At 83.7% G+C, this 864-nt stretch carries 1 pseudogene; it reads left to right on the plus strand.

Annotated features, from left to right (window positions below):
- Positions 1–831 (plus strand): annotated as a pseudogene (locus RKE29_RS30180) (hypothetical protein); the annotation flags it as partial.
- Positions 832–864: the final 33 nt, after the last annotated feature.

Below are 864 nucleotides of genomic sequence, written 5' to 3' on the forward strand. Positions count from 1 at the left end.
CCGCGCCCCCGCCCCCCCGCCGCCCGCGGGCCCGCCCCGCGCGGGGCGAGGTTCGCCGGAGTGGAGTCGGCCGAGGACGGCACCGGCGCCGCGGCGCAGGCCGTGCTGCCCGCCCTGGGCGTCGTCGGCGGGGGCGGCTCCCGCGAGTCCGCCGGGACCTCCGACACGCCCCGGGGCGCCCGGTTCGCCGGGGCGTACGACGGCGACGAGGGCCTGCTCGGCCGCAGGCGCCGGGAGGAGGACGCCCGCGGCGCCGAGGAGCGCGCCACCCGTGACGCCGTGCTCGCCGAGGCCCGGCGGGCGGCCGCCGGGGCCGTCGCCCGGCTCGCCCGGCTCCGCGCGGAGCGCCGCGGCGGCGAGGCGCACGTGTTGCTGGTGGAGGCCGCCGGGTGGCCCGCCGAGCGCCTGCCGTTACTCGCCGACGAGCTGGAGCGGGCCGGACTGGGCGCCGACGTGGCCACGCTGCTGTGGGAGGCCGCGTGCCTGCCGCCCGAGGCCCTGGCCGCCGCCGCCGACGCGCTCGCCGCAGCGGGCCGGCCCGCCGACTGCGCGCGCCTGCTGCGGCAGAGCGTGTCGCGCCCGGTCACCGACGTCGCGCACGCCGCGCTCGCGCTGCGCGAGGCCGGGCGGGCCGTGGAGGCCGCCTTCCTGCTCCAGGCGTTCGTACGGGCCCGCACGCCCGACGAGGCCGCCCTGGCCGCCGCCGCCGCGCCCGCCCAGCTCGTGCCGCTGCTGCTCGACGCGGCCACCAGCGTGTCGTCCAGCAGCCACCACGACCTGGCCCTGGCGCTGCGCGCCGCGGGCGTACCGGGCGCCCCCGGCGTCGCCTGACCCGCGCGGCCGCCCGCCACCCGCCCCGCGTCC

It is taken from the genome of Streptomyces sp. B1866 (assembly GCF_031932565.1).
Classification (GTDB): domain Bacteria; phylum Actinomycetota; class Actinomycetes; order Streptomycetales; family Streptomycetaceae; genus Streptomyces.